Origin of the sequence: Pseudomonas sp. HY2-MNA-CIBAN-0224, assembly GCF_040310285.1 — a bacterium.
GTDB lineage: Bacteria > Pseudomonadota > Gammaproteobacteria > Pseudomonadales > Pseudomonadaceae > Aquipseudomonas > Aquipseudomonas helleri.
In genome coordinates this window covers 1-23424 of record NZ_JBEOPQ010000058.1, presented here as the reverse complement: position 1 = coordinate 23424, position 23424 = coordinate 1, and the positions used below count along the sequence as shown (strand labels likewise).

General features: G+C 58.0%; 23 protein-coding genes and 1 pseudogene. 15 read left to right on the top strand and 9 right to left on the bottom strand.

Features of this window, described 5'->3' with window-relative positions; genetic code table 11:
- Nucleotides 1–2: 2 nt before the first annotated feature.
- Together AAEZ03_RS20925 and AAEZ03_RS20920 are read left to right on the top strand one after the other, a co-directional pair.
- On the top strand, nucleotides 3–1100 hold the full coding sequence (locus AAEZ03_RS20925) for an amino acid ABC transporter permease (RefSeq protein WP_350581256.1): 1098 nt from the start codon (nucleotides 3–5) through the stop codon (nucleotides 1098–1100).
- 12 nt (nucleotides 1101–1112) lie between these two features.
- Complete coding sequence (locus AAEZ03_RS20920; protein WP_123749670.1) at nucleotides 1113–1877, top strand: amino acid ABC transporter ATP-binding protein; 765 nt, start codon at nucleotides 1113–1115, stop codon at nucleotides 1875–1877.
- 22 nt (nucleotides 1878–1899) lie between these two features.
- Here the strand turns inward: AAEZ03_RS20920 and AAEZ03_RS20915 are convergent, their stop codons facing one another.
- Nucleotides 1900–2376: a type II toxin-antitoxin system MqsA family antitoxin gene (locus AAEZ03_RS20915; RefSeq protein ID WP_123749671.1), complete on the bottom strand. Its 477-nt coding sequence runs from the start codon at nucleotides 2374–2376 to the stop codon at nucleotides 1900–1902.
- Nucleotides 2376–2525: pseudogene (locus AAEZ03_RS20910) on the bottom strand (type II toxin-antitoxin system MqsR family toxin); the annotation flags it as partial. The gene AAEZ03_RS20915 and the pseudogene AAEZ03_RS20910, both read right to left, overlap by 1 nt.
- Nucleotides 2526–2882: 357 nt before the next feature.
- Here AAEZ03_RS20910 and AAEZ03_RS20905 point away from each other — a divergent pair.
- The 4 genes from AAEZ03_RS20905 to AAEZ03_RS20890 are packed head-to-tail and all read left to right on the top strand — an operon-like array spanning nucleotide 2883 to nucleotide 5644.
- Nucleotides 2883–3542 carry a FadR/GntR family transcriptional regulator gene (locus AAEZ03_RS20905; protein ID WP_153373936.1) on the top strand — a complete coding sequence of 220 codons (660 nt, stop codon included), beginning with the start codon at nucleotides 2883–2885 and terminating at the stop codon, nucleotides 3540–3542.
- Nucleotides 3532–4851 carry a CynX/NimT family MFS transporter gene (locus AAEZ03_RS20900; RefSeq protein WP_350581252.1) on the top strand — a complete coding sequence of 440 codons (1320 nt, stop codon included), beginning with the start codon at nucleotides 3532–3534 and terminating at the stop codon, nucleotides 4849–4851. The genes AAEZ03_RS20905 and AAEZ03_RS20900 overlap by 11 nt, the downstream gene beginning before the upstream one ends.
- Nucleotides 4852–4907: 56 nt before the next feature.
- Nucleotides 4908–5378 carry a nuclear transport factor 2 family protein gene (locus AAEZ03_RS20895; RefSeq protein ID WP_350581249.1) on the top strand — a complete coding sequence of 157 codons (471 nt, stop codon included), beginning with the start codon at nucleotides 4908–4910 and terminating at the stop codon, nucleotides 5376–5378.
- 2 nt (nucleotides 5379–5380) lie between these two features.
- On the top strand, nucleotides 5381–5644 hold the full coding sequence (locus AAEZ03_RS20890; RefSeq protein WP_048368214.1) for a GIY-YIG nuclease family protein: 264 nt from the start codon (nucleotides 5381–5383) through the stop codon (nucleotides 5642–5644).
- A gap of 72 nt (nucleotides 5645–5716) precedes the next feature.
- On the opposite strand, the gene AAEZ03_RS20885 is transcribed toward AAEZ03_RS20890, so the two are convergent.
- Together AAEZ03_RS20885 and yejK are read right to left on the bottom strand one after the other, a co-directional pair.
- On the bottom strand, nucleotides 5717–6067 hold the full coding sequence (locus tag AAEZ03_RS20885; RefSeq protein WP_153333446.1) for a glutaredoxin family protein: 351 nt from the start codon (nucleotides 6065–6067) through the stop codon (nucleotides 5717–5719).
- Nucleotides 6067–7071, bottom strand: coding sequence for a nucleoid-associated protein YejK (gene yejK / locus AAEZ03_RS20880; RefSeq protein WP_048368212.1), 1005 nt, complete (start codon nucleotides 7069–7071; stop codon nucleotides 6067–6069). Before yejK ends, AAEZ03_RS20885 begins: the two co-directional genes overlap by 1 nt.
- 397 nt (nucleotides 7072–7468) lie before the next feature.
- Here yejK and AAEZ03_RS20875 point away from each other — a divergent pair, with 397 nt between their 5' ends.
- The gene (locus AAEZ03_RS20875; RefSeq protein WP_019412143.1) at nucleotides 7469–7750 is read left to right on the top strand and encodes an HU family DNA-binding protein; all 282 of its coding nucleotides are present in this window, start codon (nucleotides 7469–7471) and stop codon (nucleotides 7748–7750) included.
- A gap of 177 nt (nucleotides 7751–7927) precedes the next feature.
- Here AAEZ03_RS20875 and rlmF read toward each other — a convergent pair whose 3' ends face one another.
- The 5 genes from rlmF to AAEZ03_RS20850 form a co-directional block, all read right to left on the bottom strand.
- On the bottom strand, nucleotides 7928–8944 hold the full coding sequence (gene rlmF, locus AAEZ03_RS20870) for a 23S rRNA (adenine(1618)-N(6))-methyltransferase RlmF (RefSeq protein WP_153328807.1): 1017 nt from the start codon (nucleotides 8942–8944) through the stop codon (nucleotides 7928–7930).
- A gap of 98 nt (nucleotides 8945–9042) precedes the next feature.
- Complete coding sequence (locus tag AAEZ03_RS20865) at nucleotides 9043–11889, bottom strand: valine--tRNA ligase (protein ID WP_048389763.1); 2847 nt, start codon at nucleotides 11887–11889, stop codon at nucleotides 9043–9045.
- Nucleotides 11890–12131: 242 nt separating this feature from the next.
- On the bottom strand, nucleotides 12132–12551 hold the full coding sequence (locus AAEZ03_RS20860) for a DNA polymerase III subunit chi (protein WP_350581243.1): 420 nt from the start codon (nucleotides 12549–12551) through the stop codon (nucleotides 12132–12134).
- Nucleotides 12552–12558: 7 nt separating this feature from the next.
- A complete protein-coding gene (locus AAEZ03_RS20855; RefSeq protein WP_123750134.1) occupies nucleotides 12559–12987 on the bottom strand; it encodes a DNA polymerase III subunit chi in 429 nt (142 codons plus the stop codon).
- 83 nt (nucleotides 12988–13070) lie between these two features.
- A complete protein-coding gene (locus tag AAEZ03_RS20850) occupies nucleotides 13071–14561 on the bottom strand; it encodes a leucyl aminopeptidase (protein WP_123749678.1) in 1491 nt (496 codons plus the stop codon).
- Between the two features lie 319 nt (nucleotides 14562–14880).
- Here AAEZ03_RS20850 and lptF point away from each other — a divergent pair, with 319 nt between their 5' ends.
- From lptF to pdxJ, 8 genes are all read left to right on the top strand, one after another.
- Nucleotides 14881–15999, top strand: coding sequence for an LPS export ABC transporter permease LptF (gene lptF / locus AAEZ03_RS20845; RefSeq protein ID WP_048368203.1), 1119 nt, complete (start codon nucleotides 14881–14883; stop codon nucleotides 15997–15999).
- Nucleotides 15992–17053: an LPS export ABC transporter permease LptG gene (gene lptG / locus AAEZ03_RS20840; RefSeq protein WP_123749679.1), complete on the top strand. Its 1062-nt coding sequence runs from the start codon at nucleotides 15992–15994 to the stop codon at nucleotides 17051–17053. Before lptF ends, lptG begins: the two co-directional genes overlap by 8 nt.
- A gap of 144 nt (nucleotides 17054–17197) precedes the next feature.
- Complete coding sequence (gene lepA, locus AAEZ03_RS20835) at nucleotides 17198–18997, top strand: translation elongation factor 4 (RefSeq protein ID WP_123749680.1); 1800 nt, start codon at nucleotides 17198–17200, stop codon at nucleotides 18995–18997.
- Between the two features lie 5 nt (nucleotides 18998–19002).
- On the top strand, nucleotides 19003–19857 hold the full coding sequence (gene lepB / locus AAEZ03_RS20830; RefSeq protein ID WP_048368199.1) for a signal peptidase I: 855 nt from the start codon (nucleotides 19003–19005) through the stop codon (nucleotides 19855–19857).
- Nucleotides 19858–20117: 260 nt separating this feature from the next.
- Nucleotides 20118–20807, top strand: a complete 690-nt coding sequence (rnc, locus tag AAEZ03_RS20825) for a ribonuclease III (protein WP_048389737.1) — start codon at nucleotides 20118–20120, stop codon at nucleotides 20805–20807.
- Entirely contained in the window at nucleotides 20800–21702 is a 903-nt protein-coding gene (era, locus tag AAEZ03_RS20820) for a GTPase Era (RefSeq protein WP_123749681.1), read from the top strand. Before rnc ends, era begins: the two co-directional genes overlap by 8 nt.
- A 147-nt stretch (nucleotides 21703–21849) precedes the next feature.
- Nucleotides 21850–22539, top strand: coding sequence for a DNA repair protein RecO (gene recO, locus AAEZ03_RS20815; protein ID WP_123749682.1), 690 nt, complete (start codon nucleotides 21850–21852; stop codon nucleotides 22537–22539).
- Between the two features lie 50 nt (nucleotides 22540–22589).
- Nucleotides 22590–23333 (top strand): pyridoxine 5'-phosphate synthase, encoded by a 744-nt coding sequence (pdxJ, locus tag AAEZ03_RS20810; RefSeq protein ID WP_048389729.1) that lies wholly within the window; start codon nucleotides 22590–22592, stop codon nucleotides 23331–23333.
- Nucleotides 23334–23424: the final 91 nt, after the last annotated feature.

Genomic DNA, 23424 nt, shown 5'->3' with positions numbered 1-23424 from the left:
CCATGACGACGCATGTTTTCAAACCTGATATGCCGCCACCGGGCAACCGGATTGGCGTGGTTGCCTGGGCACGGGCGAACCTGTTTTCCAGTTGGCTCAACACCTTGCTTACGCTGTTTGCGCTCTACCTGGTCTGGTTGATCGTGCCGCCGTTGCTGAGCTGGACGCTCTTTGACGCCAATTGGGTGGGCACGGCCCGGGCTGATTGCACCAAAAGCGGTGCCTGCTGGGTGTTTATCGAGCAGCGTTTTAGCCAGTTCATGTATGGCTATTACCCCTCGGCACTGCGCTGGCGCGTCGATACGACGGTGTTGTTGGCCATCTTTGGTGCTGCGCCGTTGTTTATTTCGCGCTTCAAGCACAAGGCGGTTTACGGGCTGAGCTTTTTGGTGATCTACCCGATCCTCGCCTACAGCCTGCTGCACGGTGGGCATTGGGGCCTGACCGCCGTTGCCACCAGCCAATGGGGCGGTCTGATGCTTACGCTGGTAATTGCCACCGTGGGCATTGCCGGGGCACTGCCATTGGGCATTTTACTGGCGTTGGGCCGTCGCTCGGACATGCCGGCGATTCGCGTGGTGTGCGTGACGTTCATCGAGTTCTGGCGTGGCGTGCCGTTGATCACCGTGCTGTTCATGTCGTCGGTGATGCTGCCGTTGTTTCTGCCTGAAGGCATGAACTTCGACAAGCTGCTGCGGGCGCTGATCGGGGTGATCCTGTTCCAGTCGGCGTACGTGGCCGAAGTGGTGCGCGGCGGCCTGCAGGCCATTCCCAAAGGTCAGTACGAAGCGTCGGCAGCCATGGGCCTGGGTTATTGGCGCAGCATGGGCCTGGTGATCTTGCCGCAAGCCCTGAAGCTAGTCATTCCCGGCATCGTGAACACCTTTATTGCCCTGTTCAAGGACACCAGCCTGGTGATCATCATCGGCCTGTTTGACCTGCTCAATAGCGTCAAACAAGCCGCCGCCGACCCGACCTGGCTGGGTATGGCGACCGAGGGTTATGTGTTTGCCGCCCTGGTGTTCTGGATTTTCTGTTTCGGTATGTCCCGCTACTCCATACATCTGGAGCGCAAGCTGGACACTGGCCACAAGCGTTAGTAGGAGTTGGATATGAGTGAAGCAATTAAAAAGCCTGCTAGCCCTGAAGGCATTATTCAGATGCAGGACGTTAACAAGTGGTACGGCCAGTTTCACGTGCTCAAAGACATTAACCTGAACGTGCAGCCGGGTGAACGAATCGTGTTGTGCGGGCCTTCGGGTTCGGGCAAGTCGACCACCATTCGCTGCCTCAATCGCCTTGAAGAACACCAGCAAGGGCGCATTGTGGTGGATGGAGTTGAGCTGACCAACGACATCAAGCAGATCGAAACCGTGCGCCGTGAAGTCGGCATGGTGTTCCAGCACTTCAACTTGTTCCCGCATCTGACCATCCTGCAAAACTGCACGTTGGCGCCGATGTGGGTGCGCAAAATGCCCAAGCGCCAGGCCGAAGAAATTGCCATGCATTACTTGCAGCGCGTGCGTATTCCGGAGCAGGCCCACAAGTTTCCGGGGCAGTTGTCCGGTGGTCAGCAGCAGCGGGTGGCGATTGCCCGTGCGCTGTGCATGAAGCCCAAAATCATGTTGTTCGACGAACCGACTTCAGCGCTCGACCCGGAAATGGTCAAGGAAGTACTCGACACCATGATCGGCCTGGCCGAAGACGGCATGACCATGCTCTGTGTGACCCACGAAATGGGCTTTGCCCGGACTGTGGCCAATCGGGTGATCTTTATGGACAAGGGGGAAATCGTCGAGCAGGCCGCGCCGAATGACTTCTTCGACAACCCGCAGAACGACCGGACCAAACTGTTCCTGAATCAAATTCTGCATTGATGCAAACGCGGCGACCGAGGGGTTAACGTGTTTTTTCGCGCTGTTGCTGCTTTTGCTCCAACAGCGCATTGATATCCGCGCATTCGTAGATCGCGTGCAGCTCCTTGACCAGTTCCGGGTGGCGATCGAGCAGGCGCATCAACACAAACAGCGGTTTGGGCGGCTCGACTTCGGCCCGTTCATAGCGGCTGAAGGCATTGTGGCCGCCGCCGGACAGTAACTGCACCGCGCTTTTTTGGGTGAAGTGCAATTTACGGCGGATACGTTTCATCTCGTCTGCCACGACCCGCTTGGCATCCTCGATCAGTTCATCACCTGCCTGGGCATAACGCTCTGCGCTGGGCGCATTGAACTCGACCTCAGCACATTCACTGCATTGCTCGCCTGCCAGATTGGGCACGTGGCGGGTTAATTGTTTGAACGTCACTGTGAAATCGCGGCCCTTGAACGGGTGCATCGCGTTGGGTGCGCCACAGGTGTAGCAATCATGCTTGCTCATCAGTCTTTTTCCTTGAAGGCAATGACGGGCGGCCCTCCGCCGGGACGATAGGTCACCTTGATATACAGGGCCAAGCCGTAGGCTTGAGCGTGGTAGACGTCTTGCCAGACTTTGGGGTCTGCGTAAGTCGACATTGATTTGTATAAGAGGGGCCGCCCCGTCTTCGACGCCGCGCTGTCGCGCAGCAAACAGGCCACCGAGAATCTTCAGCATCCCCCAATCGGTTCCCTCTCCTTCGGGAGAGGCGTGGTGAGGGGGCGCTCTTAGATCAAGATCAAAAGATCGCGAGCAAGCTCGCTCCTACAGAGTCTTTAGAATCAATTACTTATTTTATGTTTGATAAGAGAGTGCCTCGATGCGCTCAAAACTACCCTTTAAGGGTTTTTAATTCAACGATTAATGTTCAAATTAAGCGGCCCTTTAATCTGTAGTTGATTGCTCTTGTGGAAGGCGCTGACTAGCATGTAGGAAAATTCATCCTATGATTGGATGAAAGGACGGATTCCATGACAGACGCTTCTCCACTGATAAAGCGCTCCCTGGTTGATCAGGCTCTTGAACAACTGCGCACGCGAATTAACAACGGCGCCTGGGAGGTTGGTCAGCGTTTGCCGACGGAGCCGGAATTGGCGGCGGAGTTGGGCATAAGCCGCAATACGGTGCGCGAAGCCATGCGCGTGCTGGCCTTTGCCGGGCTGATTGAGATCCGCCAGGGCGACGGCAGTTATTTGCGCGGGCGTGTCGATCCCATGGACACCTTGCGCACGTTGTCGGCCTGTTCGATGGACCAGGTACGCGAGATGCGCCACATCCTTGAAGTTGAGGCCGTTGGCCTTGCGGCCGTACGCCGTACAGATGAGGACTTGCGGCTGATGCAGCAAGCGCTCGATCTCAGTGGCCAGCACTATCACGGCGAACTCGACACCTACATTTGCTGTGACTTGCAGTTCCATCAGCATGTGATCGATGCCGCGCATAACCCGGCGTTGACGGAGTTGTACCGCTACACCTCAAGCATTGTTTCCAGTCAGTTGCGCAAGACGCTGGATATTTACCCGCGCCGCCAATCGGTGTTCGACCTGCATGTCGAACTCTTGGAGGCCGTCAAACAACAAGACCCACAACGGGCTATGGCGCTTTGCCGGACGTTGATCAATGAACCCTGAACCGGAGAAGGCCATGAACCATCCCTCGTCAGCCAGCAGCGAAGCCGTTCGTCATCTGGATGAACTGGAAGAATTACTGATCGACGCCGAAGTTGATGACGAGCAACTGCAACAGACGCCACCCGTGGTGCTGCGCCCGTGGTTGTTGCTCTTGGGGCTGGTGCTGGTGGCGCTGAATTTGCGCCCGGCGCTGTCGAGCGTGGCGCCCTTGCTGGGTGTTGTGTCGGACAGCCTGGGCTTGTCGGCCGCGCAGGCCGGTTTATTGACCACTTTGCCCGTGCTGTGTCTGGGCGTATTTGCGCCCTTGGCGCCGATTCTGGCGCGGCGTTTTGGCACTGAGCGGGTGGTGCTCGGGATTCTTCTGACGTTGGGCGGCGGGATCGTGCTGCGCAGTTGCCTGGGTGAGGTCGGGCTGTTTGCCGGGAGCATTCTGGCTGGCGCCAGTATCGGTGTGATCGGCGTATTGCTGCCGGGGATTATCAAACGCGATTTTGCCGGGCATGCCGGGACCATGACCGGTGTTTACACCATGGCGTTGTGCCTCGGCGCAGCACTGGCGGCCGGGGCAACGGTGCCGCTGAGTCATTACATGGGCGACAGCTGGGCAATGGGTCTGGGCTTTTGGGCCTTGCCGGCCTTGTTGGCGGCCATTTTCTGGTTGCCGCAGGTGGGTAAGCGACAAGGCGCGCACAACGTGGCTTACCGGGTGCAGGGGCTTTTACGCGATCCGCTGGCATGGCAAGTGACGCTCTACATGGGCCTGCAATCGTCGTTGTCCTACATCGTGTTTGGTTGGTTGCCATCGATTCTGATCGGCCGTGGGCTGACCCCGACCGATGCCGGTCTGGTGATGTCAGGTTCAGTGATCGTGCAGTTGGCCACGGCACTGACAGCGCCCTGGCTGGCGACGCGGGGCAAGGATCAGCGTCTGGCGATCGTGCTGGTCATGGGCCTGACCCTGGCCGGGCTGTTTGGCTGTCTGTATGCGCCGATGGACAGCTTGTGGAGTTGGGCTGTTGTGCTGGGCCTGGGGCAGGGTGGGACGTTCAGCCTGGCGTTGACCCTGATTGTGCTGCGCTCTCGCGACTCGCACGTCGCCGCCAACCTCTCGGGCATGGCCCAGGGCGTGGGTTACACCCTGGCGTCACTGGGCCCGCTGGCAGTGGGCGTGGTGCATGAAGTGACCGGTGGTTGGGATGCACTGGGCTGGATTTTTGCCGTGATTGGCCTGTGTGCCATCGTCGCGGGCCTGGGGGCCGGGCGCGCGCTATACGTCAACGTGCAGAGCGAGAAAATTCAAAGCCCGTAGTGTTTCGGCTCATTGCAGATTATCGTGCACAGATTCCTACCTGCACGGACCCAGCCATGAGCCAAGACCATCAAGCGTTAATCACGCGTTTTTACCAAGCGTTTGCACAGCTTGATGCGCAAGCGATGGGCGAGTGCTACACCGACGACGTAGTGTTCATCGACCCGGTCTTTGGTGAACTGCGCGGTCACAACGCCACCGATATGTGGCGCATGCTGACCACGCGGGCCAAGGATTTCAGCCTGACCTTCGATCAGGTTCAGGCCGATGCGCAACGTGGCAGTGCACATTGGGTGGCGACGTATCTGTTCAGCCAGACCGGCAATACGGTGGTTAACGATATTCAGGCCCGGTTTGTGTTTCGCGACGGCAAAATCTGCGAGCACCATGACCACTTTGACCTGTGGCGCTGGTCGCGACAGGCGTTGGGGGCCAAGGGCGTTTTGCTGGGCTGGACACCGCTGGTGAAAAACGCCATTCGCGCTCAAGCGCAAAAAGGCCTCAAAGCGTATCAAGCCGGACGTTAAATGTGAGTTCCAAACCTTGGTTTGTGTATTTGGTGCGTGCGGCCAATGGTTCGTTGTACTGCGGCATCAGCGATGACCCGGCGCGCCGCTTCGTGCAGCATCAGACCGGTAAAGGCGCGCGTTTTTTTGCCTCAAGCCCTGCGGTGGCCTTGGTGTATGTCGAATCGTGGCCAGACAAAGGCGAAGCCTTGCGTCAGGAGCGGCTGATTAAAAAGCTCAAGAAAAGCGCCAAAGAGTGCCTGGTGCAAAGCCAGTTAGCACTGTAAGAGCGAGCTTGTCTCGCGATCTTTTAAACGATCAAAAGATCGCGAGGCAAGCTCGCTCCTACAGATTTTTGGTTATTTCAACGCCGCGAGGATTGCGTCCGGGTTGAAGTCCCTGAGCAAGGTCCCATTGACGTCCAGAATCGGAATCCCGCGCCCGCCCAATGCTTCGTAGGTCTGGCGGGCGGCGGCATCCTTGTCGATATCAAACTCTGTGTACGGGATGCCTTTCTGGTCCAGAAAGCGCCGCGTGGCCTTGCAGTAGCCGCACCACTCGGTGGCGTACAGCACCACCCGGGCGCTGGCCCGGGTGTGTTCCGGAACAACACCGGAGGGGTTGAGCACCCGTTCGATCTTGCCCCAGTTCTGAAAGATCACGACCACCACCAGCACAAACAGGACTTTCTTGAGGATGCCGTTCAACATCACTTGTTGCGCTTGAGCTGGTCGAGCAGTTGGGTCGGCAGGCCCTTGATAACGAGTGTGCCGGCTTCTTCATCGAATTCGACCTTGGAGCCCAGCAGGTGGGCTTCAAAGCTGATAGACAAGCCCTCAGCGCGCCCGGTGAAGCGGCGGAACTGGTTAAGGGTGCGTTTGTCTGCCGGAATTTCCGGCGACAGGCCGTAGTCCTTGTTGCGGATGTGGTCGTAAAACGCCTTTGGGCGCTCTTCGTCGATCAACTCCGACAACTCTTCGAGGCCCATCGGTTCACCGATTTTGGCCTGGCTGCTGGCGTAGTCCACCAGGGTCTTGGTTTTTTCACGGGCGGACTCTTCGGGCAGGTCTTCGCTTTCAACGAAATCACTGAACGCCTTGAGCAGCGTGCGGGTTTCGCCGGGGCCGTCGACGCCTTCCTGGCAACCGATAAAGTCGCGGAAATACTCAGAAACTTTTTTGCCGTTTTTGCCTTTGATGAAGGAAATGTACTGCTTGGACTGTTTGTTGTTCTGCCACTCGGAAATATTGATCCGCGCCGCCAGGTGCAACTGGCCCAGGTCCAGATGGCGTGACGGGGTCACGTCCAGTTCCGAGTTCACCGCGACGCCGTCGCTGTGGTGCAACAGGGCGATGGCCAGGTAGTCGGTCATGCCTTGCTGGTAATGGGCAAACAGCACGTGGCCGCCCACCGACAGGTTGGATTCTTCCATCAGCTTTTGCAGGTGCTCGACGGCCACACGGCTAAACGCGGTGAAGTCCTGACCGCCCTCCATGTACTCCTTGAGCCAGCCGCTGAACGGATGCGCCCCGGATTCAGCATGAAAAAAGCCCCAGGCTTTGCCTTGCTTGGCGTTATAGCTTTCGTTGAGGTCTGCGAGCATGTTCTCGATGGCCTGGGACTCGGCCAATTCAGAGTCGCGGGCGTGGAGAACAGCGGGCGTACCGTCGGGTTTTTTCTCAATCAAATGAACGATGCAATGACGGATCGGCATGGGCTTCTCGGCGAATAATGAGCGGGGAGGGCATGCGCCCGGAAAGGCGCTAAGTGTACCGCACCTGAGCCACTGGGCAGCCTTCGTACCGCCTTTAGGGAGGGGATGGACGGTGTAGAGCGGTTTTTTTACGCTTTTAAGGCGATAAAGCTGACCAAATGGCGAGGTAGAAGCGGATATTTAACCGTCTCTGTGCTAGTTTTGCCCGGTCTTGCGCTGTGTAACGGCGCAAAGCATGCATTCAGCCTGTGTCAGGTCGAACCAAACTCCGTTTTAGCACTCTACATCCGCGATTCGTCGTGAAAGCAAACGGGCGTGCCAGACCCTCGATTTCTGGCTCGATAGCTGACCTTGCACTTTGCAAACCAAATGAATTTGATAGGGAAGGAACATCTCAATGGCTATTACTAAAGACCAACTGATCGCTGATCTGGCTGAAGCTGTAGACGCACCGAAAACTACCGTGCGTGCTCTGCTGGACCAACTGGGTCAAATCGTTGCTGATCAGCTGGAAAATGGCGGCGAAATCACTCTGCCAGGTATTGGCAAACTGAAAGTGACCGAGCGTCCTGCCCGTACTGGCCGTAACCCTTCGACTGGCGCTGCCATCGAAATCGCTGCCAAGAAAGTTATCAAGCTCGTTGTGGCTAAAGGCCTGACTGACGCTGTTAACAAGTAAGAACGCATTAAAAAACCGCGCTTGGGAGTGATCCGAAGCGCGGTTTTTTTATGGGCGAAAATCCTGTAGCCGCTGTCGAGGTACGAGGCTGCGATGGGCTGCGTAGCGGACCTGATATGTTGAAGGTCCTTCGGCCCTTATCGCAGCCTGCGGCAGCGGCTACAGATTTTTATGGCGTTACTTCCAGTTCTTCTCGCGCCACACTTGCTGCTGGTCTTTGTCGTGGAAGGTCCAGGCTACAAAGCGGCTTTGCTTGTTGCCTTGGGACATTTCAACCACCTGGCTTTCACGCGCGCCGGCTTTTTTAAGCGCGGTCTGAACCGCTGGCAGGTTTGAAGCCTTGGACACCAGCACGCTGAACCACAGCACCTGACGGCCCACGTGCACGCTTTCGCGGATCAGTTGGGTCACAAAGCGTTGCTCGCCACCTTCGCACCACAATTCGGCGGCCTGGCCACCAAAGTTCAGCACTGGCAGTTTGCGCTTGGGGTCTGCCTTGCCCAGTGCTCGCCATTTACGCTCGCTGCCGCGTGTGGCTTCGTCCAGCGAGGCGTGGAACGGCGGGTTGCACATGGTCAGGTCGAAACGCTCGTTGCTGTCCAGGATGTCCAGCAGGATCTTCTGCGGATCTGGCTGCAGGCGCAGGCTGATGGCTTTGTTCAGGCTGTTGGACTGCACAATCGCCTTGGCGGTCTTGACCGCCGTGGCATCAACGTCGGTGCCGAGGAACTGCCAGCGGTATTCGCAGTGGCCGATCAGCGGGTAGACGCAGTTGGCGCCGGTGCCGACGTCCAGCACGCGCACATTGGCGCCCTGCGGGATCTGGCCATCGTTGACGCTGGCCAGCAAGTCCGCGAGAAAGTGCACGTAATCGGCGCGGCCCGGCACCGGAGGGCACAGGTAGTCAGCCGGAATGTCCCAGTGGGCAATGCCGTAGAACGACTTGAGCAACGCACGGTTGAACACCCGCACTGCGCTCGGGTTGGCGAAGTCGATGCTCTCTTTGCCGTACGGGTTGATGATCACAAACGCGCCCAGTTCCGGGCAGATCTTGATCAGTTGCGCAAAGTCGTAGTGGCCCTGGTGGCGGTTGCGCGGGTGCAGGCTGGGCTTTACCCGAGGTGCAGCCGGTTTGCTCTCACCCGTAGCCTTGGGCTTGTGGCGTGTGGCTTTGGAGGTGCGTGGGGTGGTCATGTTCATTGGGTTCCACAAAAGCAATCGCGGGCAAGGCCGCCCCGGCAGGGGTTAACCCTGCGGGAGCGTCCTTGCCCGCGATCAGGTGCGCAGCGCTGTTACAGGCTGGAAATCCGCGCGTGCTGGTCCGCCAACTTGCTCAAGGCTTGTTCAGCCTCGGCCAATTTGGCGCGTTCCTTGTCAATGACTTCGGCCGGAGCTTTGTCAACGAAGGCCGCATTCGACAGTTTTCCGCCAACGCGGGCCACTTCGCCGTGCAAGCGCTGGATTTCTTTGTCCAGGCGCGCCAGCTCGGCATCTTTGTCGATCAGGCCGGCCATCGGTACCAGCACTTCCATCTCGCCCACCAACGCGGTGGCAGACAGAGGCGCTTCGGCACCGTCTTGCAGCACGGTGATCGACTCGAGTTTAGCCAGCTTTTTCAGCAAGGCGTCGTTCTCGGTCAGACGGCGCTGGTCTTCACTGCTGACGTTTTTCAGGTACAGCTGCAGCGGTTTGCCCGGGCCGATGTTCATTTCGCCACGGATGTTACGCGTGCCGAGCATCAAGCCCTTGAGCCATTCGATGTCGTCTTCGGCAGCCTGGTCGATGCGTGCTTCGTTGGCCACTGGCCAAGGTTGCAGCATGATGGTTTTGCCTTGCGCGCCTGCCAACGGCGCGATGCGCTGCCAGATTTCTTCGGTGATGAACGGCATGAACGGGTGCGCCAGACGCAAAGCCACTTCCAGAACCCGAACCAGCGTACGGCGAGTGCCGCGCTGACGTTCAACCGGGGCGTTTTCGTCCCACAGCACAGGCTTGGAGAGTTCCAGGTACCAGTCGCAGTACTGGTTCCAGATGAACTCGTACAAGGCTTGTGCGGCTAGGTCGAAACGGAACTGGTCGAGGTGACGGGTCACTTCGGCTTCGGTGCGTTGCAACTGCGAGATGATCCAGCGGTCAGCCAGCGACAGTTCGTAGGCTTCGCCGTTCTGGCCGCAGTCTTCGCCCTTGTCCAGCACGTAACGTGCGGCGTTCCAGATCTTGTTGCAGAAGTTGCGATAGCCTTCAACGCGGCCCATGTCGAACTTGATGTCGCGACCGGTGGAGGCCAGCGAGCAGAACGTGAAGCGCAGGGCGTCGGTGCCATAGCTGGCGATGCCGTCAGCGAACTCGTCACGGGTCTGCTTCTCGATCTTCTTCAGCAGTTTTGGCTGCATGAGGCCGGTGGTGCGCTTGGCTACCAGATCTTCGAGGGCGATGCCGTCGATGATGTCCAGCGGGTCCAGTACGTTGCCTTTGGACTTGGACATCTTCTGGCCCTGACCGTCACGGACCAAGCCGTGTACATACACGGTCTTGAACGGAACTTGCGGGGTGCCGTCTTCGTTCTTCACCAAATGCATGGTGAGCATGATCATCCGGGCAACCCAGAAGAAAATGATGTCGAAGCCGGTGACCAGCACGTCAGTCGGGTGGAAGGTTTTCAGGAAATCGGTCTGCTCAGGCCAGCCCAGGGTGGAGAACGTCCACAGGCCCGAACTGAACCAGGTGTCGAGTACGTCGTTGTCCTGTTGCAGCGCAACATCCGGGCCGAGGTTGTGCTTGGCACGCACTTCGGCTTCGTCGCGGCCTACGTAGACTTTGCCCGACTCGTCGTACCAGGCCGGGATCCGGTGGCCCCACCACAGCTGACGGCTGATGCACCAGTCCTGGATGTCACGCATCCACGAGAAGTACATGTTTTCGTACTGTTTAGGCACGAACGCGATGCGTCCGTCTTCAACCGCGGCAATGGCAGGTTCTGCCAATGGCTTGGTCGATACATACCACTGGTCGGTCAGCCACGGCTCTATAACAGTGCCCGAACGGTCGCCTTTCGGCACTTTCAGGGCGTGGTCGTCGACGCTGACCAGCAGGCCGGCTTCGTCGAAGTCGGCAACGATTTGCTTGCGCGCCTCGAAACGGTCCAGGCCAACGTATTTGGCTGGCAGGGTGCCGTCGATGGAGTCGTTCAGCGTGCCGTCGAGGTTGAACACTTGAACGGCAGGCAGAACGGCTGCGTTTTTGTCGAAGATGTTCAGCAGCGGCAGGTTGTGGCGCTTGCCGACTTCATAGTCGTTGAAGTCATGGGCCGGGGTGATTTTCACGCAGCCGGTGCCGAACTCTGGATCGCAGTAGTCGTCGGCGATGATCGGGATGCGGCGCCCAACCAGGGGCAGCTCAACGAATTTACCGATCAGGGCTTTATAGCGTTCATCTTCCGGGTTTACCGCAACAGCCGAGTCACCGAGCATGGTTTCCGGGCGGGTAGTGGCGACGACCAGGTAGTCCAGGCCTTCTGCGGTCTTGGCGCCGTCAGCCAGCGGGTAGCGCAGGTTCCACAGGAAACCCTTCTCGTCGTGGTTTTCCACTTCAAGGTCGGAGATCGCCGTGTGCAGCTTGGTGTCCCAGTTAACCAGGCGCTTGCCGCGATAGATCAGGCCGTCTTCGTGCAGGCGTACAAAGGCTTCTTTCACCGCTTCTGACAGGCCGTCGTCCATGGTGAAGCGCTCGCGGCTCCAGTCTACGGACGAGCCAAGGCGACGGATCTGACGGCTGATGTTGCCACCGGATTGATCTTTCCATTCCCAGACTTTTTCCAGGAACTTCTCGCGGCCCAGGTCGTGGCGGTTCAGACCTTGTGCTTCGATCTGACGCTCAACCAGCATCTGGGTTGCGATACCCGCGTGGTCGGTGCCCGGCTGCCACAAGGTGTTGCGACCTTGCATGCGGCGGAAACGGATCAGGGCGTCCATGATCGCGTTATTAAAACCGTGACCCATGTGCAGGCTGCCGGTGACGTTCGGCGGCGGGATCATGATGGTGTACGGGTCGCCCGCGCCTTGCGGGGCAAAATAATTTTCTTCTTCCCAGGTTTTGTACCAGGAAGTTTCAATGGCGTGCGGCTGGTAGGTCTTATCCATGCGCGGCGGGACCCTATTGGCATTAATTCAGGAAAGCCGGCAAGTATAGCGGGGCGGGACGCTGAGGGCGAGATCAAACCCCGCAGGAGCGAGCTGTCGTTAGCAGATCGTGTAGCCGCTGCCGAGGGACGAGGCTGCGATGTGGGCCGCAGGACCGCTGTGCGGGGTCGCTGCGCAACCCATCGCAGCCTCACTCTTCGGCAGCGGCTACAGGGTTTTCGTAAGGTCCGAGCAGCCTGCCGTCAGTTCTGATGCTGCGCCAGCAAGCGCTCCAGGTGCGCATCGAGGCGGCGTTTGATTTCGGTTTCGATGTGCGGGGCGAAGTCGTTGATGACGTCGTGCATGATCGTCTGCGCCGCCGTGCGCAGTTCTTTGTCCAGGTGTACGAGCAGTGCGTCCGGGGCTTTTTCTGCCTTGGGGGCTTCAGTGATGCCGACCAACGGTATTTGCGCCGACTTAGGCTCAGGCTCAGGCTCCGGGTCTGGCTCGGGGGCGACCGTGTCGTCGATCACATCCGACAGTAACGGTATTTGCTCGCCGCCATGGCCGACCATTTCCGTCAGCAGCGGCGGTTGCAGGCCGTCATCGCCCAGCAACTGGCGAATGGATTCAAGATCGTCGAGCAGGTGTGCAGCTTTTTTCGGCGAATTGGAGGTGTCCATCGTGTGCTCAGAGTCGTTGTAGCTTGTGGTCTTGCAGAGGATAGCCGTGTTCACGGTAGAAGCGAAAACTCTCCCGTGCTGCCAGGCGAACTGCGGGGTCTTCGACCACGACTTCAGCGACGCGGGCGAAACGTTTGAAGAATTCAGGGACTTTGAGGTCCAGGTTGATCAATAAATCCTGATGGCTGGCGGGGGCTTCGGTGAGGCCCATGACAATTGTGCCGTCGGGTTGGTCTTCGGTGTTGCTGTGGGGCACGAAGCTTTCGCCCTTGAAGCGCCACAGACGCTCGTCCAGGTCCTGGCGTTGAGCGGCATCGCTGCAATGCAGGTACACGCGGTGGCCAAGGCGCCAGGCTTTTTCAGTGAGTTTGCAGGCAAAGTCCAGCCGCGCAGAAGGTTCGGCGCTGGGCAGGATATAAAAGTCGACCTTGGTCAGCTCTGTATCGGGTTCGGAGGTCATTGCGGTTCCTGAATCGGAGTTGCGCCGCCATGAGGCGGCGCAACCGTCGATTATCAGCTTCAAGCGTTGGCGCGATCCAGCAGGTATTGCGTCAGCAAAGGCACAGGGCGGCCGCTGGCGCCTTTGTCCTTGCCGCCGCTGACCCATGCGGTGCCAGCGATGTCCAGGTGAGCCCAGTGGTAGGCCTTGGCAAAGCGCGACAGGAAGCAGCCCGCGGTGATGGCGCCGCCTTTAGGGCCGCCAATGTTGGCCATGTCGGCAAACGGGCTGTCCAGTTGCTCTTGGTATTCGTCGAACAGCGGCAGTTGCCAGGCGCGGTCGTCGGCTTGTTTGCCGGCTTCCAGCAATTGGCCGATCAGTTCGTCGTTGTTACCCATCAGGCCTGAGGTGTGAGCACCCAAGGCCACCATGCACGCGCCGGTCAGGGTGGCGATATCGATCACCGCTTGCGGTTTGAAGCGTTCGGCGTAGGTCAGGGCGTCGCACAGCACCAGACGGCCTTCGGCGTCGGTGTTGAGGATTTCAACGGTCTGGCCGCTCATGGTCGTCACGATGTCGCCCGGACGTGCCGCACCGCCGCTTGGCATGTTCTCGGCGCAGGCCAGGATGCACACCAGGTTGATCGGCAGTTTCAGCTCAAGCACAGCACGCAGGGTGCCGAACACGCTGGCAGCGCCGCCCATGTCGTACTTCATTTCGTCCATGCCCGCACCCGGCTTGAGGCTGATGCCGCCGGTGTCGAACGTGATGCCTTTGCCGACCAGCACAAAAGGCTTCTCGGATTTTTTGCCGCCTGCGTAGTTCATCACGATCAGGCGTGGGGGCTGGTCGCTGCCCTGGCCGACCGCGTAGAACGCGCCCATGCCCAGGTCCTTGATTTTCTTCTCGTCAAGGATCTCGACTTTCAGGCCTTTGAATTCCTTGCCCAGGTCCTTGGCTTGTTCGGCCAGGAAAATCGGGTGGCAAATGTTCGGTGGCAGGTTGCCCAGATCGCGGGTAAACGACATGCCGCTGGCAATGGCTTGTGCGTGGGTGACTGCGCGCTGCACTTCAGCCTGTGCGGCCTTGATGGTCAGCAGGGTGATTTTTTTCAGGGCGCGGGGTTCGGCTTTCTGGCTTTTGAAGCGGTCGAAGGTGTATTCGCCGTCGAGCAGGGTTTCGGCCAGCAGGCGAGTTTTGCTGTAGCTATCACGGCCCTTGACCACCAGTTCGTCGAGTGCGAACACCGCGTCGCTGCCGCCCAGGCCCTTAAGGACGCTCAGTGCGCCGCTGATGATTTTGCGAAAAGGGCGGTCGCCCAGTGCTTCGTCTTTGCCTGTGCCCAGCAGCAATACGCGCTCGGCCTTGAGGTTTGGCAGGCTGTGCAGCAACAGGCTCTGGCCGGTTTTGCCGGCGATGTCGCCACGCTTTACCACGGCGCTGATGGCGCCACCGGTGAGTTCGTCGATGGCTTTAGCGGTAGGGCCGAGTTTGCGGCCTTCGCTGATGGCGACCACGAGAGTGGCCGTTTTCAACGTTTCTGGGCTGACGCTTTTTACAACCAGTTCCATGTCCGGGTCCCTGAATCAAATGGTCAACGTGCGCACAAACGGTGCGGTTCGCGTGCTTGAAAGATACAGCGCTTCACCTGTGCTTCAGGCGGGCGTCAAGGCAGGCAGTTTGAACCTCGTCGGCCGCGCCTGACAACCCTCGAATGCAGGCAAATCAGCGCTTTAAAGCCTTGGCTGAGCATGCGCAGTGACAGGCGCGGCCATTCACAGGATAATGCGCCATCTTTTTAAACGACTAGGCTCATCTACATGAGCTAGTGTCGATTCGCTATGCCGCTTGTTTGGCCGCCTTAGCCTGACGACCCCTGGAGTGTCTGGTTTGATCGTCTTCCGTTATCTGTCCCGCGAAGTCCTGCTTACATTGAGCGCTGTCAGCGCTGTGCTGCTGGTCATCATCATGAGCGGTCGCTTCATTAAATACCTGGCCCAGGCTGCCTCGGGCGCCATGGACCCCAGTTCGCTGTTTTTGATCATGGGCGTTCGCTTGCCCGGCTTCTTGCAGCTGATCTTGCCGCTGGGCCTGTTTCTGGGCTTTCTTCTGGCTTACGGGCGCATGTACCTCGAAAGCGAGATGACGGTCCTTTCGGCCACCGGCATGAGCCAACAACGTCTGTTGGCCATCAGCATGGTGCCGGCCACTATCGTGGCGCTGATCGTTGCCTGGTTGAGCTTGAGCCTGGCGCCTCAGGGCGCTACGCAGTTTCAACTGCTGCTCAACAAACAAGATGCCCTGACCGAGTTCGATACCCTGGAACCGGGCCGCTTTCAGACCCTGAACGATGGCTCCCGGGTGACCTACACCGAACAATTGACCAATGACCGGACGAATCTGGGGGGCGTGTTTATCACCCAGAAAAACCTCGGTCAGGACGCCAAGGATCGCAGCATTTCCATCTTGGTCGCGCAAAAGGGCCGCCAGGAAGTGCGTCCTGACGGCAGCCGCTGGTTGATTCTGGATGACGGCTATCGTTATGACGGCAACCCTGGCTTGGCGGATTACCGAGCCATCAAATACGACACCTACGGCGTATTGCTTCCCAAGCCTGATGTCAGCAATGAAGTCACCGACCGTGATGCAATGCCTACCAGCAGCCTTATCGGTAACCCTGACGTAAAGGCGATTGCTGAGCTGCAGTGGCGTATTTCGATGCCGCTGTTGGTCTTTATCGTGACCCTGATTGCCGTCCCGCTGTCCCGAGTCAATCCGCGCCAGGGCCGCTTCCTCAAACTGTTGCCAGCCATCCTTCTCTATATGGGCTATGTAACTGCCTTGATTCTGGTCCGTGGCGCCCTCGAAAAAGGCAACATTTCACCCACGCTGGGCTTGTGGTGGGTGCACGGTCTGTTCTTGATCATTGGTCTGTTGTTGTTCTATTGGGAGCCGTTGCGCTTGAAATTGGCGACTCGTCGCAGCGCGAAGGAGCTGGCTCATGGTTAAGCTCGATCGCTACATTGGTAAAAGCGTGTTGCTGGCGATCCTCGCGGTGTCGGGGATCATCGTCGGCCTGGCGTCGCTGTTTGCCTTCATTGATGAGGTCAAGAACCTCTCCAGCTCTTACACCATGGCGGATGTGTTCAGTTTTGTGATGCTGACCGCGCCGCGTCGTCTGTACGACATGTTGCCGGTGGCGGCCCTGATCGGCTGCCTGATTGGTTTGGGCAGCCTGGCGAGCAACAGTGAACTGACCATCATGCGGGCGGCGGGTGTGTCCACCGGCCGTATTGTTTGGGCGGTCATGAAGCCGATGCTGGTGTTGATGCTGGCCGGCATTTTGATTGGCGAGTACCTGGCGCCTGCGACCGAATCGGTGGCCCAGGCCAACCGGGCACTGGCCCAGGGCAGCGGTGATGCGCAAAGCTCCAAGCATGGTATGTGGCACCGCGAGGGGGATGAGTTCATCCACATCAACGCGGTTCAACCCGATGGCATGCTGTTGGGCGTGACACGTTATCGTTTCGATAAAGAACACCATCTGCTGTCTGCCAGTTTTGCTAAAAAGGCCAACTTCACGCAGGACCACTGGGAACTGAGCGATGTGGCGACCACGGTCTTCCACGAGCGAAACACGGAAGTGGTTAACACGCCTGAAGAGCGCTGGGACGTTTCGCTGAGTCCCGAGCTGCTCAATACCGTGGTCATGGCCCCGGATGCACTGTCGATTTCCGGGCTGTGGGGCTACATCCACTACTTGAAAGACCAGGGTCTGAACAACGGCCGTTACTGGCTGGCATTTTGGGTCAAGGTGTTGCAGCCATTTGTCACGGCTGCGCTGGTATTGATGGCCATTTCTTTCATCTTCGGCCCGCTGCGTTCTGTTACTTTGGGGCAGCGCGTGTTCACCGGTGTACTGATCGGCTTTGCGTTCAAGATTGCACAAGACCTGCTGGGGCCAGCCAGTCTGGTGTTTGGCTTCTCGCCGCTGTTCGCGGTGCTGTTGCCCGCCGGTATCTGTGCGCTGGCCGGTTTCTGGTTATTGCGTAGGGCCGGTTGATCAATACCCTTTGAGAGATCAAAAAGCCTCTATCGCCTGATAGGGGCTTTTTTGTGAACGTGACGCTTGGCTCAGGGATCAGGTACAATTCCCGGCTATTTTTCGGCGGGCAGTCTGCCTGCGACTTTTTTTGAGTGTTGACCCGTGAGTGATTTGAGTCATATCCGCAATTTCTCCATCATCGCCCACATTGACCATGGCAAGTCGACGCTGGCCGATCGTTTCATTCAGATGTGCGGTGGTCTGACTGCCCGCGAAATGGAAGCCCAGGTACTGGACTCCATGGACCTGGAGCGTGAGCGTGGGATTACCATCAAGGCCCACAGCGTTACCCTGTACTACACGGCCAAAGACGGCATTACCTATCAGCTGAACTTCATTGACACCCCGGGCCACGTTGACTTCACCTATGAAGTCAGCCGGTCTCTGGCGGCCTGTGAAGGTGCGCTGCTGGTTGTCGACGCGGGTCAGGGCGTAGAAGCCCAGTCCGTTGCCAACTGCTACACCGCTATCGAGCAGGGTCTTGAGGTAATGCCGGTCTTGAACAAGATCGACCTGCCGCAGGCCGATCCTGACCGCGTGAAGGAAGAAATCGAAAAAATCATCGGCATCGATGCCACTGACGCCGTGACCTGCAGTGCCAAAACCGGCCTGGGCGTGGACGAAGTGCTTGAGCGCCTGGTGCACACCATTCCTGCGCCTACCGGCAATATCGAAGATCCGCTGCAAGCGTTGATCATCGACTCCTGGTTCGACAACTACCTGGGCGTCGTGTCCCTGGTACGCGTGCGCCACGGCCGCGTGAAGAAGGGTGACAAGATTCTGGTTAAATCTACCGGCAAGGTCCATTTGGTAGACAGCGTCGGTGTGTTCAACCCGAAACACACTGCCACTGCCGACCTCAAGGCCGGTGAAGTGGGCTTCATCATCGCCGGTATCAAGGACATTCATGGTGCGCCGGTGGGTGACACCCTGACCCTGAGCTCGACCCCTGATGTTGAAGTGCTGCCAGGTTTCAAACGCATTCAGCCGCAGGTGTACGCCGGCCTGTTCCCGGTTAGCTCCGATGACTTCGAAGACTTCCGTGATGCGCTGCAAAAGCTGACGCTGAACGACTCTTCGCTGCAATACACGCCAGAAAGCTCTGACGCGCTGGGCTTCGGCTTCCGTTGCGGCTTCCTGGGCATGCTGCACATGGAAATCATCCAGGAGCGCCTGGAGCGCGAATACGACCTGGATCTGATTACCACGGCGCCGACGGTAATTTTCGAGCTGCTGCTCAAGAACGGTGAAACGATTTACGTCGATAACCCGTCCAAGCTGCCAGACCTGTCCGCGATCGAGGACATGCGCGAGCCGATCGTGCGTGCCAACATTCTTGTGCCTCAAGAGCACCTGGGCAACGTCATAACCCTGTGTATCGAAAAACGTGGCGTTCAACACGACATGTTGTTCCTGGGTACTCAGGTACAAGTGACCTACGATTTGCCGATGAACGAAGTGGTTCTGGACTTCTTCGACCGTCTCAAATCCACCAGTCGCGGCTATGCTTCGCTCGATTACCATTTCGACCGTTACCAGTCGGCTAATCTGGTGAAGCTGGATGTATTGATCAACGGCGAAAAAGTCGATGCCCTGGCATTGATCGTTCACCGTGACAACGCTCACTACAAAGGGCGTGCGCTAACCGAAAAAATGAAAGAACTGATTCCGCGTCAGATGTTCGATGTTGCAATCCAGGCCGCCATTGGCGGGCAGATTGTGGCGCGAACCACTGTCAAGGCTCTCAGAAAGAACGTACTGGCCAAATGCTACGGTGGTGACGTTAGCCGTAAGCGCAAGCTGTTGGAAAAGCAAAAGGCCGGTAAAAAACGCATGAAGCAAGTGGGTAACGTGGAAATTCCACAAGAAGCCTTCCTTGCGGTGCTCAGGTTGGATAGCTAGGTCCTATGTCACTAAATTTCCCGCTGTTGCTGGTTATTGCTGTCGCCGTCTGCGGTTTGCTGGCGCTGCTCGATCTGGTCTTCCTGGCACCTCGCCGGCGCAAGGCCATTGCCAACTATCAGGCCACTGTTCAGCCGGCTGATATGCAGGTCATCGAGAAGCTCAACAAAGAACCGTTGCTGGTCGAGTACGGCAAGTCGTTCTTCCCGGTGTTGTTCATCGTGCTGGTGCTGCGTTCGTTTCTGGTTGAGCCGTTCCAGATTCCGTCGGGCTCGATGAAGCCGACACTGGATGTGGGCGACTTCATTTTGGTGAACAAATTTTCTTACGGGATCCGCTTGCCTGTGATCGACAAGAAAATCATCGAAGTGGGTGATCCACAGCGCGGGGATGTGATGGTGTTTCGCTACCCAAGCGATCCGTCGGTCAACTACATCAAGCGTGTAGTGGGCCTGCCGGGCGACACCGTTCGCTACACCAGCGACAAGCATTTGTACGTCAACGGCCAACTGGTTGCCGAGCAACTGGTAGGTGTTGAGCCGGGCACATTGGGCAGTGCCGAGTTGTACAAAGAGAAACTGGGCGAAGTCGAGCACATGATCCGTAAGGAAATGAGCCGCTATCGCGCGCCACCTGATAACGAGTGGACGGTTCCGGCCGGGCACTACTTCATGATGGGCGACAACCGCGACAATTCGAACGACAGCCGTTACTGGGATGATCCGAACATTCCCAAAGATGAGCTGGGCATGGTTCCCGACCAGAACATTGTCGGCAAGGCCTTCGCTGTTTGGATGAGTTGGCCGGAACCCAAGATGAGCCATCTGCCGAACTTCTCGCGGGTGGGGCTGATCAAGTAGCCAAGACGGCGCTGTTAATAACAGCGCCGAATGCTTTTCAGGCGTCCTGATAAATCGGGCGCCTGACGGTTCTTACGACCGCCTGCCGTCTCAGGCAGGGCGGTCAACAGTATTCAGGATGTGGATTTGAACAAAGCGTTAAGTGTGACGGCGGCGAACAGCCTGTTCCCTGTCCATTTGCTATGCGATAAACGAGCATCACTGATCCCTAATATCGGTCCGGTGGTGACATTCGGCCACGAACTCAGCGTGGGTAAATCGTGAGTTTTTCTTTAAGTCGTTTAGAGCGTCAGCTCGGCTACACCTTCAAAGACCAGGAGCTGATGATCCTGGCCCTGACACACCGCAGTTTCGCGGGGCGCAATAACGAGCGCCTTGAGTTCCTGGGCGATGCAATCCTCAACTTTGTCGCCGGTGAAGCGTTGTTTGATCGCTTCCCGCTGGCCCGTGAAGGGCAGCTGTCGCGCCTGCGTGCGCGTTTGGTCAAAGGCGAAACCCTGGCCGTACTGGCGCGCGGCTTTGAGTTGGGTGAGTACCTGCGCCTGGGGTCGGGCGAACTGAAAAGCGGCGGTTTTCGTCGCGAGTCGATCCTGGCAGATGCCCTTGAAGCGCTGATTGGCGCCATCTACCTCGACGCGGGCATGGAAACTGCCCGTGATCGCGTATTGGCCTGGCTGGCTGGCGAGTTCGAGACGCTGACTCTGGTCGACACCAATAAAGATCCAAAAACACGCCTGCAAGAGTACTTGCAGTCGCGCGCCTGTGAACTGCCACGCTACGAAGTGGTAGATATTCAAGGCGAACCGCATTGCCGCACTTTCTTTGTTGAGTGCGAAATTGCCCTATTGAATGAAAAAAGCCGAGGTCAGGGTGTGAGCCGTCGTATTGCCGAACAGGTAGCGGCCGCAGCAGCACTGATTGCCCTTGGCGTGGAGAATGGCCATGACTGATTCAACTGCAACTCGCTGTGGCTATGTCGCCATCGTTGGTCGACCAAACGTGGGTAAATCCACACTGCTGAACCACATCCTCGGTCAAAAGCTGGCGATCACCTCGCGCAAGCCGCAGACCACCCGTCACAACATGCTGGGCATCAAGACCGAAGGCGATATTCAGGCCATCTACGTTGACACGCCGGGCATGCACAAGGGCGGCGAAAAGGCCCTGAACCGCTACATGAACAAAACTGCGTCGGCTGCGTTGAAAGACGTCGACGTGGTGATCTTCGTGGTGGATCGCACCAAGTGGACTGAAGAAGACCAAATGGTTCTTGAGCGCGTCCAGTACGTGACCGGCCCGTTGATTGTGGCGTTGAACAAGACTGACCGCATCGAAGACAAAACGGAATTGATGCCGCACCTGACCTGGCTTCAGGAGCAATTGCCGAACGCCCAGATCGTGCCGATCTCGGCTCAAAACGGCCACAACCTCGATGCCCTTGAACGTGTGATCGCTGATCATCTGCCGGAAAATGACCACTTCTTCCCGGAAGATCAGATCACTGACCGCAGCAGCCGCTTCCTTGCCGCTGAACTGGTCCGTGAAAAGATCATGCGCCAGCTGGGTGCAGAGCTGCCGTACCAGATCACCGTTGAGATCGAAGAATTCAAGCAGCAAGGCAAGACCCTGCACATTCATGCCTTGATTCTGGTTGAGCGTGACGGGCAGAAAAAAATCATCATTGGCGACAAGGGCGAGCGCATCAAGCGCATCGGCACTGAAGCGCGTAAAGACATGGAGCTGCTGTTCGACTCCAAAGTCATGCTCAACTTGTGGGTCAAGGTCAAAGGCGGCTGGTCCGACGACGAACGCGCCCTGCGTTCGCTGGGCTATGGCGACCAGTAACAGGTTGTAATACCTCGCTGCCTTGCAAGATCCTGTGGGAGCGGGCTTGCTCGCGATAGCATCAAACCGGTCTGCCTGCCTTGCCGAGTTGATGCTATCGCGAGCAAGCCCGCTCCCACATTAGACTTCTGATAAAGCTGATCGCCCATGTCCAGCAAATCCATCGTCCCTCAACTCGCTTACGTCCTGCACAGTCGCCCTTACCGTGAAACCAGTGCGCTGGTGGACTTCATCACGCCGCAAGGTCGTCTGCGTGCCGTGCTGCGTAATGCGCGGGGCAAGGCGGGCAGCTTGGCCCGGCCGTTTGTACCGCTGGAAATCGAGTTCCATGGTCGCGGCGAGCTGAAAAATGTCGGGCGCATGGAAAGCGCAGGCGTTTCGACCTGGCTCAATGGTGAAGCCCTGTTCAGCGGGCTCTACCTCAATGAACTGCTGGTGCGCCTGCTCCCCGCCGAAGACCCGCACCCGGCGGTGTTCGATCATTACGCTGCCACGTTGCTGGCCTTGGCCGAAGGGCGGCCGTTGGAGCCCTTGCTGCGGGCGTTCGAATGGCGGCTGCTGGACGACCTGGGTTACAGCTTCTCGCTGACCGAAGACATCCACGGTGGACCAATCGAGGCCGATGGCCTGTATCGCCTGCAAGTGGATGCCGGGCTTGAGCGTGTCTGGTTGCTGCAGCCGGGGTTGTTCAACGGTGTTGAGCTGCTGGCCATGGCGCAAGCCGACTGGACTGCAACGGGCGCCTTGTCTGCTGCCAAGCGCCTGATGCGTCAGGCATTGGCCGTTCATTTGGCCGGTAAGCCCTTGGCCAGTCGTGAGTTGTTTCGCAAGCCCTGAATAGATCGGTATGCTGTGCGCCGAATCTTCAACTCTTCAGGAGAGCCCTCGTGACCACAAGCAATCGCATTCTTCTTGGCGTGAACATCGACCACGTAGCTACGCTGCGTCAGGCGCGAGGCACGCGTTACCCGGACCCGGTCAAAGCGGCTCTGGACGCGGAAGAGGCGGGGGCCGACGGCATCACCGTGCATCTGCGTGAAGACCGTCGCCACATTCAAGAGCGCGATGTATTGCTGCTCAAGGATGTACTGCAAACGCGCATGAACTTCGAAATGGGCGTGACTGAAGAGATGATGGCGTTTGCCGAGCGCATTCGCCCGGCGCATATCTGCCTCGTGCCTGAAACCCGTCAAGAACTGACCACCGAAGGCGGTCTGGACGTTGCCGGGCAAGAAGCGCGGATCAAAGCTGCCGTTGAGCGCCTGAGCAAAATTGGCAGTGAAGTTTCGTTGTTCATTGATGCGGACGAGCGCCAGATCGAAGCGTCGCGCCGTGTGGGCGCCCCCGCCATCGAGTTGCATACCGGCCGTTATGCCGATGCCCAGACCCCGACTGACGTGGCTGAAGAACTGCAACGCGTGGCTGATGGCGTGGCCTTTGGCTTGGGGCAGGGGCTGATTGTGAACGCCGGGCATGGCCTGCACTATCACAACGTTGAAGCCGTGGCGGCTATCAAGGGCATCAACGAACTGAACATCGGCCATGCACTGGTTGCCCATGCACTGTTCGTTGGCTTCAAGTCGGCCGTTTCCGAGATGAAAGCCCTGATTCTCGCAGCGTCAAAAGCCTAAGACATATTCAAAACCTGAACTGCCCCCAAAAAGTTGGACACCCATCCAACTTTTTGGGTTTTCAACATGAATAAGTACACAGAGCAATTTA